Raw genomic sequence first — 14,884 nt, forward strand, 5'->3', positions numbered from 1 at the left:
CAATCAGTGGAAATGAAATACTGAATGGTACCAAGCATGAAGGAGTGGACTTGTATGCTTAAAAAATATGTACTTGTCTTTATTGGTGTGTTGTTTATGGTATCTGTTGCCACTCCCGCATTAGCTGAGCAAATGTGGAAGAAAGAAAATGAGGGCACAGCGACGTTCGATAAATGGTCGATGCAAATAAAGGATTGGTTAGCCGAAAAAGATGTGACGGTGGAAGAATTCGAGTCTAACTTGAAAAGTTTATTTAATCCTCAAGAGCTCCCAGCAAATGAAGATGGGCAGCCGAAACAAAGAGAGCTGAATGAACAGCTGAAAGAGGAAGAAAATATTCAAGATGAGCAAGAAGACACCTCGGAAAGTTCTTTAGAGGATGAAGACCCTTCTCAATTTGAAAAAGAAGTGGTGGAGTTAGTCAATGAAGAACGTGCCAAAGAGGATCTGGACCCGCTGGAAATGTACGGTCGATTAAGTGATTTAGCTCGTCTTAAATCCCAAGATATGGCGGATAATGATTACTTTGATCATACATCCCCTACCTACGGCTCTCCTTTTGAAATGATGGATCAGTATGACTTTACCTATTGGTCAGCAGGTGAGAATATTGCTGCGGGACAACGCAGTCCTGAGCAAGTCGTTGAAGGATGGATGAACAGCCCTGGTCACCGCGAAAACATAATGAAAGAAGACTTCACTCATATTGGAGTCGGTTATGTAGAAGAGAGCGGCGATCGATACGGCACGTATTGGACTCAAATGTTCATGACTCCAAGAGGCTAAACTCATAAAAAAGACAGACTTAGACGGAGGCCACTGAAAAACTTAAGGTCGATAAAAGATAGATTTAGAAAAGCGTCCTGTGTGGAATTTAATTTCCACACAGGACGCTTTTCTGCTAACTATTAAGAGATCTGCGCCTTCTATTCCTGCAGAAATTTGAACATACGAATGGGTTTTAAATGGATCTCTGTTGGTGCCACGCTGAGCGTTCGGGGTGACGCCTGGTCGATTAAAACCGGCCACGTCCTGTGGCCAACATCGACACTTGCACGTCCGGTGCGTCACGGGAACAGCGCGAGCCGAAGATCCACTTGGTCAAGTGATCTTCTTGACCAAGTCAGCTGAGGCCGTGACCGCGGCAAGCATCCACCGAAAAGCGATTCGTGAAGCTCTTTAGGTTAGAAGGAACTTTTTCAGCGGCCTCCATAGACTTCTGTCCTTTTTTATGAGTTTTTTTCAGTTGGAATGGAACGGATATGTCCTTCTACCGTCGGACGATCGATCTGCTCTTCCGATTGATACCACGCAATAAATAAGTAGAGCAAGGTGATGAGCATTACCGTTAACCCGGCAATCATGAAGCCAAGAGTAGGGGAGCTGTCGTAGTAAAGAAAAGTCCCTTGGTGGTAGATAAAAAACAGGGAACAAGTGACTGTAAAATAAGCAACTTTATCCGCATACTCTCTAGGTTTGCGAAAAGGACAGTTTACGAGTAAAGGCGCCCAGTAAATCATAGAGCTAATAGTCAAGATGAACGCATGAATGATAAAACCAATAGAAGTAGGCATTAGGTTTAAGAGCTCATAGCTCAGAAGAACTCCAACTGTAAAAATAATTATACTTAAAAGAAGCTTATGACTAAAATAAACCATCCATCGGAGGGAATGCAAAAACCAAAAGTGCCGGGTATTCGCGAAGAGAATAGCAAGCGGAACAATTAAAAAAGCGATCAAACTGCGGATTAAATTTTCGATGAAAAAACCGCTTGTGTAAAAGAAGGTCATTGGACCTATGCACACGATTGCAATAAAGACAGGGGAGGAACGAAGTGACGTGCCATTCACTATTATCATCTCCTAACGCTTTGCTTATAACTTTCCCGGTTGGACACGAAATAAACCGAGCATTTTGGGTAGGTTGAAATAAAAACAATGAGTTTTATAGGCTCGAAGGTTAAAAGTTCTGACTAAAGATAGAACGATGTTAAATAAAACTATACAACTTGTTCCATTGTCCGTGTTGAAATAAGGTGATTAATAACAAATTTTAAAAAGGAATGTTATAATTTTATGAAATGCTAGCAGGGAGGAAGATATTGATGAAATGGGGCATATTGAGTGCTGCCAGTATAGCAAAGAAAACTCTAATTCCAGCGATCCAACGAACAGAAGGGGCTGAGGTTTTTGCTATTGCAAGCCAGAGTGGTAAAGCAAGAGAGTTTGCAGACCAGTTTAAGATTCCTTATACGTATGAAAGCTATGAATCTCTTTTAGCGGATCCTAACATAGAGGCTGTTTACATCCCTTTACCTAACCACTTACATAAAGAATGGTCGATTAAAGCGGCGGAAGCGGGAAAGCATGTTCTTTGTGAAAAGCCTGCAGCTCTCCGTCAATCTGATGTTAAGGAAATGATCGAAGCATGCAATCGAAACGGTGTATATTTTCTTGAAGCATTTATGTATCAGTTTCACCCGCAGCACCAAAAAGTAAAAGAACTGATAGATTCAGGCGTGATTGGAGATGTTAGTTTAGTTCGGGCAAGTTTTTCTTTTTCATTTGACCGGTCAAATTACAACATTCGGCTTGATGCTGATAAAGGGGGAGGAGCGCTCTGGGACGTTGGGTGTTATGGAATCCATTCTGCCCTTCACCTTATCGATCAAGAGGTGAGGCGTGTAACAGCGACGGCTAAGTTAGATGAAGATTATCACGTGGATACCACTTCCTCTGCTTCATTGTTATTAGAAAATGGGGTGGTTGTTCAGGTAGACTGTAGTTTTGATGCTGCGGGAAGAAACACGTATGAAGTAATTGGGGCAGAAGGAGTCATTAAGGTTCAAGATGCCTACCGACCTGATAAAAAGAATCATGTAGGAAAAATAACCGTAGAAAATGAGCAAGGCGTTAAAGAGTTTGTTGAACAAGGAGATCAATACAGCCTCCAGGTAGAGAACTTCATGAAAGCTGTCGCGGACCAAGAGTCTTTAGAAACGTACCACAAAGAAACAATAAGATATCTAGGAGCTATGGAAGCCATCCAAGAAAAAATAAAGAAATAAGTTACGTAGCATGATCTTTTTAAAGGAAGTGAAGATGTAATGCTCAATGAACTTCGGAAACTTGATGGATTAGCTCAGCTCGCACTTCTTCAAAAGAAAGAGGTTAAACTTAGTGAGCTGACGAACTATTATCAACAAAAGATAACGGAACGTAATCATCGTCTAAATGCAGTGGTTCATACTATTTATGAAGATCTCCCAAAAGAATTTAAACCAGGTGCGGGGCGGTTCGGAGGCTTTCCTTTTTTAATCAAAGATTTAAACGCAGTGAAAGGGACGCCTCTCACTTATGGATCCAAAGTTATGGAAGGGTATACAGCTTCGTGGGACGATGAAGTAGTAAAACGCTATAAACGTGCAGGATTGACGATTATTGGGAAAACGAACACCCCGGAGTTTGGGTTTACACCAGCGACGGAGTCAGGTTTTTTAGGGTTTGCCAAAAATCCTTGGAACGCTGACTTTTCACCAGGCGGATCCAGCGGAGGTGCAGCAGCGGCCGTAGCTTCTGGGATGATCCCTTTTGCACACGCAAGTGATGGGGGAGGTTCTATCCGAATTCCAGCTTCATGCTGCGGTGTGTTTGGCATGAAGCCGACGCGCGGCAGAACTCCTTTATCTATGCGTATTAATAGTGTCGCTGTTCACCATTCACTAACTCGCTCCGTCAGGGATAGTGCTGCTTTATTAAACGTTTTGGAAGGACCGCAAGTTGGTGATTCGTTCTCCACGCCAAACCAAGATGCCCCGTTTGAAAGATTCGTAGAAACGGACCCCAAACCTTTGCGAATCGCATATATGGCTGATTTTGGGGATGTGATGAACATCGAACCGGAAGTTCAAAAAGCGGTTGAATCAACAGCGAAATTATGTGAAGAGCTGGGGCATGAAGTAGAAATTGCTTATCCAGAATTTGATATACACCGATTTATGGAGGCTTATGTGACCGTATGGGTAGTAGGCGGCGCGGTAGCAGTAAAGAATGCAGCCCGCTTAAACGGTAGAAAAGCTGACTCGCATTCTTTGGAGAAATTGTTGCATACTCTTATCGACAAGAGTAGTCAATATACGGTTTTTGAATATGAAGAAGCCCGGCAGTTTCTATTTGATGAGAGTGTAAAAGTTCATCACTTCTTTAGAAAATATGATGTATTACTTCATCCCGTTAATTTAAAGCCTCCTTTACCACTTGGGAAGTACGATGGAAATGAAAAAACAGTCGATGAGATATTACAAGTATCAGCAAATTATGCTCATTTAACTCCAATAGCTAATGTAACCGGGCAGCCGGCGATGAGTGTTCCCTTATATTGGGGAGACCATCACTTGCCAATTGGTTCTCATTTTATGGGACGTTTTGGAGATGAAGCCACGCTGTTTCAGTTAGCTGGCCAGCTTGAACGTGCACGGCCTTGGTTCCATAGGTATCAAGAAATTGACTAACGTCGCTCGACAAATAAAATGCTTGAAATTTACCAAAAGAAGAGTAGAATAGGTATATCCGCTAGAAGAGGGTGTATCCATAAGGAGGAATTAATATGGCTTGGTTACATGGAATCCATGCTGCTCGATTTCTATTTATTGGGTTTTTCTCGTTAACAGCGTTGAGCCTTATCACATTTCAGTCCATGGCAATGTTTCAAGCATTTATAGAGTTTTTTGAATTTTTTCGACGCAGATAAAAAAGAGGGTGAACTTAAGTTCACCCTCTTTTTATGTATGCACGGCTGTAGCTTCAAAAGTAATGATCTCAGTGGATGGAGCAGGCGACTTGTAACGGGAGTAATCACTAGATATAGTGATGTCTTCGAAGCCAAGGCTGTTTAGGAGGAGGCGAAACTCTTCTACCCCATACCATCGAAGTGGGAACTGTTCCAATTCAGTTTCAACGAGCTTTCCTTCTCTCCAGCGTTCATAGCGGTTGTGAGAAATCGTGTATTGATTAATGAAATCAACCTCAACCAGCTTGTCTTCCAAAGTAATGATATCTCCATTATCTAAATGCCATGTTTTTGTAGAAATTCTTCCTATAGAGAATTCTTTTGGAACAAAGACATCAAGAATGAGCTTACCTTCTTTGTTTAAGTGTGAGTGACATTCTTCCAGGGATTGAATGGATTCATTGCGCTTGTGCAGGAGTAAGAAGGTGCCTGTGGGGATTATGATCGCATCATATTTTCGCTCCGTAGGAAAACTCTCCATTCTCCCCTGGTGTAAGCGAGGCGAAAAGTTATGTTCTTCACAATTTTTACGACATATGGCCAGCATTTCATCTGATAGATCGAATCCTTCCACATCTAATCCTGCTTCAAGTAATGGAATTAGTATTCTTCCTGTCCCTACAGCAGGTTCTAGAATAGGTCCTGAGACCCCATCCAAACATTCTTTGTAAAACTCCACATCCCCAAATGAATGACCAATAGGTTTGTCAATGTCATAAATCTCAGAAGACATGCGCTTATAAAAGTTCAGCATTTTTGTCCCTCTCTTTCTCCAACTTGTATTCTATTTATCATAACACTGCCACTTAAAAAAAAGACCAGTAACCATTAAAGGTTACTGGAAAAAATTTTCAGGGATAAAAAGGGGGGTAATTTATTGAACAGCTGCCTCCGCATTGACGAGTCCATTACCATAGTCAAAGGAATCGCCAAGCGGAGTAGCGGTTTCGTTTAATACTGTGCGAACCTCATCATTACTTAAGCTTGAATCGTCAGCAAGAACGAGAGCTGCCACACCAGCTACATGAGGGCTGGCCATGGATGTACCGTTAAACTCATCATAAGAGTTTTCAGGAATAGAACTTAATACATCTACTCCTGGAGCCATAACTTCTAATTCCTCTCCACGGCTGGAGAAAGAAGCGACATTATTGTCACTATCTACAGCCCCGACAGCCATAGCTGAATCATATTTTGCAGGGTATCCAATCGTGTTGAAGGGACCAAATGATCCTTCGTTACCTGCTGCAGCCACAACAAGGACACCACTATCATCTGCGTTATCGACCGCTTCTTCAAGCGCTGAAGATCCGATTGGTCCTCCAAGACTCATATTAATAACATCCATATCATTGTCAATAGCCCATTCGATTCCTTCAGCGATAGCGCTGTAAGAACCGCTTCCTTCTCCATTAAGTACTTTAACAGCATAAAGATCAGTTTCAGGGGCTACACCAAGAACGCCAAGGTCATTATCAACACCAGCTACTGTACCGGCAACATGGGTACCATGACCATTTTGATCGTTAAATGGGTCTGGTTCTTCACTAATAAAGCTTTCGCCGCCTGCAACATTTAAATCTTCATGGGCAGCTTCAATTCCAGAATCCAATACGGCTACTTTTACACCGGAACCAGTATTCCCACTGTCTTGAACATCATCAGCATTAATTTGTTCAATGCCTTCTGGAGTCGTTTGTGCCAAAGCTTTTGCTTCCTGGTCTTTTTCTACAAAGTCTACATTAGGATTGTTTGAAAGTGCGTCAACCGCCTGTTCAGGAAGTTTTGCTTTCACTACATTCATATGTTTATACTGATGTTCAACTTCGCCGCCTAATTGATTAACGGAATTTGATTGAACATCATTTTTAAAACCAATTAAGTAATCGTCAACCGGAGATTCTTTAGAATCGGCACTTACGGCGCTTCCGAGAGCTGTGGATAAAGCAAGCGCTAATAATAGGATGTATCCTATCCACTTCCATTGCTTTTTCATTCAATGTCCTCCTTTTGTTGATTACATAAGAGCCCGGGCAAAAAATTATGTAATGTCTAAATTGTTACAATTTTATGATAACATGGTTTCATATGAAATGTTATTGGGAAAGGGGAGGGGGTTTTAGAGGTGTTAAGAGGGGGATTTCGACACTACTTGTTCAAGTAGTAAATCATGATAAGAGAAAATGTTCGTAATGACTCATAATTGTTTATAAAATGTCTAAAAAACTTTCCTATTAAAAAATCACCCTGACAGCGGGCGATTTTTTAATGAGTATACCATTCATATAACTTCTTAGGGCGCCCGATCTTTTGGTGACGGACGACTTGTTTCACTTTTCCATCCTCTAGCAAATGCATAAGATAACGGTACACAGTCGGGTAGGCCAAACCAACACTTGAAGAGATCTCATCCACTGATTTAGGTGTGTGATGCTGCTTCAAGTAAGCGGCAATGGAATCAAGTGTACCTTTACTTATACCTTTAGCCGTGTACACATCTTCTTCAATTTTTAATCGGTTTCTCATGTTTACAATTTGAATGTGGAGGTGAATGCGAGAGATGATATCAAGAGCTTTAATAGGCTTTAAAGCAAAGTCTGTCGCTCCTTCCTGGAGGAACTCATCTGCCGTTTCATAACGATCATCTTCTGTTAAGACAAGAATGGGAATTTGTTGATTTTCATAGCGTACTTGTTTGACCAGCTCCAACCCATCCATAATAGGCATATGATAATCAACGATTAAGATATCATAGTGATTTTTGTTAAATAAGTATAAACCATCTCTTCCATCCACGGCAGTGTCCGCAGTTAAACCATCTCTTTCACATAAATCCTTCATCATTTCTCTCATCGCTTCATCGTCATCGACAATTAATAACCTCACTGCAGAACCCTCCTTTAGCTCTCCTTTACCGATTCACAATGTCAATACTACTAATATTATAATTTAAAGCCTGGGTTGGCAATGGTTTATGAAGAGAAATTTAGAAGATTTATGAGTAAGTGCGAGAGGTGATGAAAAACCCTATGACGTGACTCGTCATAGGGTTCAGTTTAACTGATAGTGAAACCGATTTTTCCAAAATTCTTGGAGTCGCGGAGGTATGCAAAAGCTTCCTTGTATTCAGAAAGCTCAAACATGCGGTCGACTTCAGGCTTAATGTCATGCTGTTCAATAAACTGAAGTAACGCTTTAAATTCTTCGCCACTTCCCATAGTTGAGCCCAGGAGATTGTATTGACCGTAGAAAAACTTCCTAATATCAATTGCGACCTCATCTTCTGTAGTCGCTCCAAAGGTAACAATTGTCCCACCTTTACGAATGATTTGTAATGATTTATCAAAAGTAGCACGTCCAATACTTTCAACCAGTACATCGACTTGCTCGTCTTTTAACTTTTCATTCCAGTCCGATTGGGTTAAAATCGCCTCGTCTGCTCCTAGCTCTTTTGCTTTTTCTAGTTTTTCCTCACTTCGAGAGGTGACGATTACACGTGCTCCTGCAGCTTTGGCAAACTTTAAGGCAAATGTAAGTACGCCGCTTCCGATGCCGGGCAGCATGACGGTATCACCTTGTTTAATTTTTGCACGAGTGAACAACACTCGATAAGCAGTAAGGGCAGCAAGAGATAGTACACCTGCTTCTTCCCAGTTTAGATGAGATGGTTTCGGTTCTACGTTATCAGCTGGAATCGTAATGTACTCTGCGAATGTGCCATGATCTGGCATGCCCACAATTTCAAAGCTTGCAGGGGGAGCATCACTGTTTTGTTTCCACCCTAGACCAGGGTTTATAATGACCTCTTCGCCTTTTTGAACATGTTCGACTTCAGCTCCGACCTCATCAACAATACCAGCTCCATCAGATCCTAAAATAAGCGGTGGCTGATCCGTTTTGTGCCGGCTTGTAACGGCTACATCTCTACGGTTCATTCCGGCTGTTTTCAATTTCACCCTCACGGTATTTGGTTCCACAGGGGGGAGGTCCATTTCTTCATAGGATAATCCGTTTAGGCCTTCATAATTTGAGTGGTTGATGGCTTTCATTATTGCGTCTCCTCCTTCATTAAATTGCTTAAATGGTCTGCAAAAATGGACAGCTTGTCCATGTCGGAAACATCCTCTTCAAAAAGAGGTACGTTAATAAGCCGCTGCTTTTTAAAGACTCGATCAATTTCATCTAAATAATTTCTTTCTTGTTTTCTGCGTTTTTCTAAGAAAACGCCATCCGCATGTTCAGGGAGCACCTTATTGACAATTAACGTTTTAATGTTCAGGTGGTGCTGATCGAGTTGTTTAATCGCTTGCTGTGTCTCTAAAATCGGGAGACGTTCAGGGATAAGTACAAAAATGAATCCCGTCTGTTGAGGATCTAAAATGATATCGCGAACAGCGGCGAACTTTTCTTTCCTTTTTCGTAACACATCATAAATGGGGTCATCGACAGGTTCTCCATCATTCAGCAGCTGAGTATAATTGTCTGTGATTTTCTGCCTTCTTTCAAGCATTCCGTCGATCCAGACACTCATTAGTTCCGGGAGCGTCAGCAGTCGAATGGTGTGGCCTGTAGGGGCGGTGTCAAATACGATTTTATCAAATTGATCGGCCTCTTCTAAAATAATGGAAATCAGCCGGTCAAATAATGCAGCTTCATCCGCTCCCGGGGAAGCGCTGGCCATATCTATCTGCCTGTGAACTTCTTCGACCATACGAGATTTTACCAATCCCTGCAAGTTATCCTTTACGCCTTGAATATAACGCTTAGATTCTCTTGAAGGATCAACTTCAATCCCCCATAAGTTTTCTTCCAACACGGTTTTTTCGTGTTTTATTTTTTTATGAAAAATATCTCCTAAATTATGGGCGGGGTCAGTGGAGACGACTAATGTTTTGTGCCCAGCTCTTGCATAGGCAACAGCTAAAGCGGCAGAAGAAGTTGATTTGCCTACACCGCCCTTACCGCCGACAAATAGAATTTTATTTGATGATAAGTCAGTCATACTTGTCACTCCTTCCTTAGCAGCACCTGATTCCATCCAATGGTGATTTCTCCATACCCATACGTAAGTGCCAGTCATGGAACCTTTCAATAATAAAAGGATAAAGCTCTAACGTGTAATAAAAGGCTGGATTAGGAATGCCAAGCATGTCAGAGTAGATGAGCAGAAGAAAAAGATCATCTTCATCTCTTAATTCTCGAGCTACTTCATTCTTATGGGGGAGGCTTAGAACTTCATCATAGAATTGAAATAGTCGTTTTAATGAAAATTTACGTTCAGACATTTCATTCACCTCTTTAAAAAAGGTTCGTTATGGAGCGAGAATTAACATTTGTTTAATAAGTGTATCACAATCCTTAGTACCTTCAGAATATTTGCCATTCACGAAAACGGCATTGTACTTAATATGACGAATTAAGTTCTCAGCCGCCTCTATCAAAGTAATGTGCCGGTATTTTAATTGTTTTATAAAGTAAAGGGCAATAGCAAACAAATTTCTTGGGTCTACATACGTAATCTCAATCTGATTACCAAATTGGTTACTTAGCGCTCTGTACAACTCACCCATTCGCTGACGGTCTTCATCATGATGATTAAATTCGTCTTTCATTTCAATGAATCCCTCCCCGCATACGCCTCCACAACAACCCATGCCTATTTCTTTTTCAGGACGTATAATCACAACCTCTACCATAACAACGTGCTCCTTTCTTATCACATAAGAATTAGAACAAGGTAAATAGAGAAAGCCGCACATTTAATGCGCGACTCTCTTAATACTTTTAGGCACTTTTTTCTATACGATCTTTATTGCTGCCCATTAAAGCAGAAGCAGCTGTGAACATAATCCACAAAGCAAATACGAATATAATTGCCCCGAACGTGAAGAGCAGCCAGTCACTTTGGTTGGCCCATGGTGCCCACTCCGTCATAACTTGAAGGAACATGGCATAAAGGGTCATAAACATTAGGAAAGCCATTGGAATCACGGCCGGCCAATAATTTCTGCCTTGACGTTTCAGCCAGATCGCGATTAACAGTAAACTGATTCCAGCCAGCAATTGATTGGAAGTACCAAATAACGGCCACAGCAAGTATCCGCCGGAACCAAATCCATTTGGACCTTCTGGGATAAGAGTAAGAGCGGCACTAGATACAACAGCGACTGTAGTAGCAACGTGAGTCTTTGTTAATGGAGTTACTTTATATTCTGTACCAAGCTCAGCAATAATATAGCGCATGAGACGTACAGATGAATCGAGTGTCGTTGCTGCAAAGCTGACAACAATTACAGAAACAATTGTTGATGCTACTGAGGCAGGGATACCTAAGCCGGCAGCTAGTGCTCCTGCACCCTGGATAAATACGCCTAATCCTTCGCCGTTTGCAGCTGTGAATCCGCTGTATGTGGCAGAGAATTCGGCAGTACTAGGGAAGAAGGTGATGACGGCAATGATTGCGATTAAAGCTAATGCCCCTTCTCCAACAGCACCTAAATAACCAACAAATCGAGCATCCGTTTCTTTATTTAACTGCTTAGATGACGTACCAGAAGCAACGAGACCATGGAACCCGGAAATGGCGCCGCACGCAATGGTAATGAAAAGAAGCGGGAACCACGAAGTATCTGCAGAGCTGTTGCTTACGGGTGCAGTAATTTCTGGGTTTGTAAATAATAAACCTAAATAAAGCAGTCCTAAACCTACAATTAATTGGTGAGAGTTAATATAATCACGAGGCTGGAGCAGCTTCCAAACGGGCAGGGTAGAAGCAATATATACATAAACCATCAGCACAATAATCCATACAAAGAATGCTGAAGCTGTGGCATTTAAACCAAATATTCCTGAAGCGTTTTCACCACCGAAATAACGGACTAAATCAATTTGCAGGGCGGGTACATAGCTTGCAACAATAGCGGCTAGATACATAACACCTAATGCTACAATGGAAGGGAGAAGCATACTCTTCTTACGTTTGTAGACACTATAGCCAATCCAAATCGCAAGAGGAATCTGAATAAACACGGATAGAACACTAGCAGGAAATGAAATAAACAAGTTAGCAATAACCCAGGCAAAAACAGCGTTTACCATGAGGACGAGAAGTAAGATAATGAATAAGAACAGTATTTTAGCTCGTTGGCCGATTAATTTATTTGCCAGAGTACCGACGGATTGACCTTTATTACGGACGGATAAAACAAGTGTCCCAAAGTCATGAACACCAGCTGCAAAAACCGTACCGAGCAAGACCCATAGGAGTGCAGGAAGCCAGCCCCAGTATACTGCAATAGCAGGTCCTACAATCGGAGCCGCACCGGCCACCGAGGTAAAGTGGTGTCCCCACAATACAAATTTATTTGTAGGAACAAAATCTACGCCATCCTTATATTGATGGGCAGGAGTTGTATAATTAGGATCTAATCGATAAATTTTCTCTGCGATAAATTTTGAGTAGTACTTATAACCTAGTATGAATATGATACCTCCAGCTACAGCCAGCCAGATCGCACTCATATTAACCCCTCCTATAATTTTGTATGTGTAAATTATTTTTGTATACGCTTACACACAGTTCATTATACTATGTTATTTGAAAGTCTTTCAATATATTTAACTGATTTATCAAAATATTAGATACATTCAAGTGAAATTATAGTTGTACTGGATGTAATAGGAAAAAAGATCTAGCGTGAAAAGTAAGGGAAGGATAGATATAATAGGAATCGGCATAATTATTAAAACGAAGGTGTTAACTATGATCGTAATAATTGATAACTATGATTCTTTTACGTATAACTTAGTTCAATATTTTAAACAATTGGAAAGTAATGTTGTTGTATTTCGAAACGATGAAATTACCTTAGCACAATTGATTTTACAAAAGCCGACCCTTCTCGTTCTTTCTCCTGGACCCGGGTGTCCAGGGGAGACAGGTATTTGTAAAAAGGCACTTCAACATTTTGCAGGTTCTGTACCCATATTAGGGGTTTGTTTGGGGCATCAATTAATTGTCGAACATTTCGGCGGGAGAACAGAAGAAGGTACACAGCCCATGCATGGAAAAGTTACTAAAATTACTCACGACGGAAAAACAGTGTTTCAACAGTTGGCAACTCCCGTTCAAGTGACGCGTTATCACTCCCTGCACACACCTCTAGATGACATGCCCGTTTGTTTAGAAATTAGTGCGATGTCCGAAGATTCAGTAGTAATGGCAGTACGCCATCACTTATATCCTATTGAAGGACTTCAATTTCACCCGGAAGCTATTTTAACGGAGTATGGTTTTGAAATGTTGGAAAATGTCTACAACCATGCGGTTGAGTTCATGAACCAAAAAGCAAAGGGGACGACAGTATGAGTAACGTTCACATGATGTTTGAATTTGAAGAAGATAATGGAGAGATTCAAACTCAACAGTTTTCTCACCCTATTTTTGTAGTTGAGGCTCATAAAATAGATGAAGTAGAAGGTGTTTTCACAAAAGTTGAACAAGCTCTGTCAGAAGGTTGTTATGTTGCAGGATACGTTTCCTATGAAGCGGCACCAGCTTTTGACTCTTCTTATAAAGTGAATAGTGGAGCGAAGTGGCCGCTTGCCTGGTTCGGAGTATTTGAAAAGCCGGTGACTGAAGAGTCAGCGATCAGGGAGACTGAATATACAGTTACGAAATGGAAGATGGAAGGTGACTTAGAAAGCTATACTACAGGAATCAACCAAATAAAAAGGGCGATTAAACGCGGGGATACGTATCAAATTAATCATACAACAAAGCTTCGGGCTTCTTTTAATGGGGACGATCTCTCATTTTATAAGCAGCTTACCAATAACCAAAAATCCGGGTACAGTGCTTATTTAAACTTTGGTAATGGGCGCCGGGTAGTATCTGCTTCTCCTGAATTGTTCTTTCGTAAAAAGGGAAAAAAAATTAAAACTAAACCTATGAAAGGAACAGCGCGAAGAGGCTGCACGGTGCAAGAAGACGAAAAACAAAAGCAGTTTCTCCTGCAGTCAGAGAAAGAGAGAGCCGAGAACGTTATGATTGTAGATTTATTAAGGAACGATATAGGAAAGGTAGCTGTCTCCGGATCCGTTCGCGTTCCTAAGTTGTTTGAGATTGAAACGTATCCTACTGTCCATCAAATGACATCTACGATTGAAGCTGTACTGGAAGATCATCAGTCGATGTGGAATATTTTTAAAGCATTGTTTCCATGCGGTTCGATTACTGGGGCTCCAAAGGTAAGAACAATGGAATACATAGCTGATTTAGAAACCTCACCCCGCGATGTATACTGTGGAGCCGTCGGATTTATGACCCCGCTGGGAGAAGCTGTGTTTAATGTTCCGATAAGAACCGTGATGCTGGATAGGAACGAAGCTTCTTACGGTACAGGAGGAGGCGTAACGTGGGACTCAACCCCCATGAATGAATATGAAGAGATAAAGGCAAAAGCACAATTGCTGGTAGAGAAGCGTCCGGAATTCCAATTATTGGAATCTTTGAAATTAGAAGGGAAAGAATATCCGCTTCTTTCTTATCACATGGAGCGTCTTAAACAATCTGCTCATTATTTTAATTTTCGTTATGATGAAAAATTCGTTTATAACATCCTTAATAAATGGCGGGAAGATAATCCACGCGGCCTTTTTAAAGTCAGGCTGCTCCTCGATGAAAGCGGAAAAGTGGAGGGGGAGGTGCAATCCATCCAACCACCTCCCGAACGGGTCATCTGTGCGCTTGCGAAAAAACCTGTGGACGAAAGTGATCCTTTCTTATACCATAAAACGACACATCGTGCTGTATACGAAGTTCACAAGCAGGAAGGTGCCTTTTCCGTGTTGTTATGGAATTCAAAGGAAGAATTGACCGAGTTTACGATGGCTAATGTAGTCGTCAAGCAAGGTGGAGAATATTTCACCCCGCCCGTAAGTTCAGGTTTATTAAGAGGGACGTTACGGGAATTATTGCTCTCAGAAAGAAAGATAAAAGAAAAAAAGATTTATAAAAGTGAATTGCATACTTGTGAAGAGGTATGGATGATCAACGGAGTACGGGGGTGGATTAAAGTCGAGATAGTGTAAGGAG

General features: G+C 41.4%; 15 protein-coding genes. 6 read left to right on the forward strand and 9 right to left on the reverse strand.

What is annotated here, in order from left to right:
• Positions 1-54: 54 nt before the first annotated feature.
• Entirely contained in the window at positions 55-786 is a 732-nt protein-coding gene (locus tag ACGTNH_RS02220) for a CAP domain-containing protein (protein ID WP_394584710.1), read from the forward strand.
• A gap of 443 nt (positions 787-1,229) precedes the next feature.
• Here ACGTNH_RS02220 and ACGTNH_RS02225 read toward each other — a convergent pair whose 3' ends face one another.
• Positions 1,230-1,850, reverse strand: a complete 621-nt coding sequence (locus tag ACGTNH_RS02225; protein ID WP_394584711.1) for a hypothetical protein — start codon at positions 1,848-1,850, stop codon at positions 1,230-1,232.
• A 254-nt stretch (positions 1,851-2,104) separates the two neighbouring features.
• On the opposite strand from ACGTNH_RS02225, the gene ACGTNH_RS02230 reads away from it, so the two are divergent.
• The 3 genes from ACGTNH_RS02230 (at position 2,105) to ACGTNH_RS02240 (ending at position 4,749) form a co-directional block, all read left to right on the forward strand.
• A complete protein-coding gene (locus tag ACGTNH_RS02230; protein ID WP_394584712.1) occupies positions 2,105-3,067 on the forward strand; it encodes a Gfo/Idh/MocA family protein in 963 nt (320 codons plus the stop codon).
• A gap of 39 nt (positions 3,068-3,106) precedes the next feature.
• Positions 3,107-4,510, forward strand: a complete 1,404-nt coding sequence (locus ACGTNH_RS02235) for an amidase (RefSeq protein ID WP_394584713.1) — start codon at positions 3,107-3,109, stop codon at positions 4,508-4,510.
• 95 nt (positions 4,511-4,605) lie between these two features.
• Complete coding sequence (locus tag ACGTNH_RS02240; protein WP_394584714.1) at positions 4,606-4,749, forward strand: hypothetical protein; 144 nt, start codon at positions 4,606-4,608, stop codon at positions 4,747-4,749.
• Between the two features lie 31 nt (positions 4,750-4,780).
• Here the strand turns inward: ACGTNH_RS02240 and ACGTNH_RS02245 are convergent, their stop codons facing one another.
• The 8 genes from ACGTNH_RS02245 to ACGTNH_RS02280 all read right to left on the reverse strand — a co-directional run bounded on the left by ACGTNH_RS02245 (position 4,781) and on the right by ACGTNH_RS02280 (position 12,309).
• Positions 4,781-5,542 (reverse strand): class I SAM-dependent methyltransferase, encoded by a 762-nt coding sequence (locus ACGTNH_RS02245; protein WP_394584715.1) that lies wholly within the window; start codon positions 5,540-5,542, stop codon positions 4,781-4,783.
• Between the two features lie 120 nt (positions 5,543-5,662).
• Positions 5,663-6,784, reverse strand: a complete 1,122-nt coding sequence (locus ACGTNH_RS02250; RefSeq protein WP_394584716.1) for a S8 family peptidase — start codon at positions 6,782-6,784, stop codon at positions 5,663-5,665.
• Between the two features lie 269 nt (positions 6,785-7,053).
• Complete coding sequence (locus tag ACGTNH_RS02255; RefSeq protein ID WP_394584717.1) at positions 7,054-7,674, reverse strand: response regulator; 621 nt, start codon at positions 7,672-7,674, stop codon at positions 7,054-7,056.
• Positions 7,675-7,844: 170 nt separating this feature from the next.
• Positions 7,845-8,837: a zinc-binding dehydrogenase gene (locus ACGTNH_RS02260; protein WP_394584718.1), complete on the reverse strand. Its 993-nt coding sequence runs from the start codon at positions 8,835-8,837 to the stop codon at positions 7,845-7,847.
• Complete coding sequence (locus ACGTNH_RS02265; RefSeq protein WP_394584719.1) at positions 8,837-9,790, reverse strand: ArsA family ATPase; 954 nt, start codon at positions 9,788-9,790, stop codon at positions 8,837-8,839. The genes ACGTNH_RS02260 and ACGTNH_RS02265 overlap by 1 nt, the downstream gene beginning before the upstream one ends.
• A 16-nt stretch (positions 9,791-9,806) precedes the next feature.
• Entirely contained in the window at positions 9,807-10,073 is a 267-nt protein-coding gene (locus ACGTNH_RS02270; protein WP_394584720.1) for a cory-CC-star protein, read from the reverse strand.
• 27 nt (positions 10,074-10,100) lie between these two features.
• Positions 10,101-10,484 (reverse strand): hypothetical protein, encoded by a 384-nt coding sequence (locus tag ACGTNH_RS02275; RefSeq protein ID WP_394584722.1) that lies wholly within the window; start codon positions 10,482-10,484, stop codon positions 10,101-10,103.
• Between the two features lie 88 nt (positions 10,485-10,572).
• Positions 10,573-12,309 carry a carbon starvation CstA family protein gene (locus ACGTNH_RS02280; RefSeq protein ID WP_394584723.1) on the reverse strand — a complete coding sequence of 579 codons (1,737 nt, stop codon included), beginning with the start codon at positions 12,307-12,309 and terminating at the stop codon, positions 10,573-10,575.
• Positions 12,310-12,550: 241 nt separating this feature from the next.
• On the opposite strand from ACGTNH_RS02280, the gene ACGTNH_RS02285 reads away from it, so the two are divergent.
• Together ACGTNH_RS02285 and pabB are read left to right on the forward strand one after the other, a co-directional pair.
• Positions 12,551-13,156: an anthranilate synthase component II gene (locus tag ACGTNH_RS02285; protein WP_394584724.1), complete on the forward strand. Its 606-nt coding sequence runs from the start codon at positions 12,551-12,553 to the stop codon at positions 13,154-13,156.
• Positions 13,153-14,880 (forward strand): aminodeoxychorismate synthase component I, encoded by a 1,728-nt coding sequence (gene pabB / locus ACGTNH_RS02290; protein ID WP_394584725.1) that lies wholly within the window; start codon positions 13,153-13,155, stop codon positions 14,878-14,880. The genes ACGTNH_RS02285 and pabB overlap by 4 nt, the downstream gene beginning before the upstream one ends.
• The last annotated feature ends 4 nt before the right edge of the window (positions 14,881-14,884 follow it).

It is taken from the genome of Halobacillus sp. B23F22_1, from assembly GCF_043497005.1.
Lineage (GTDB): Bacteria > Bacillota > Bacilli > Bacillales > Halobacillaceae > Halobacillus_A.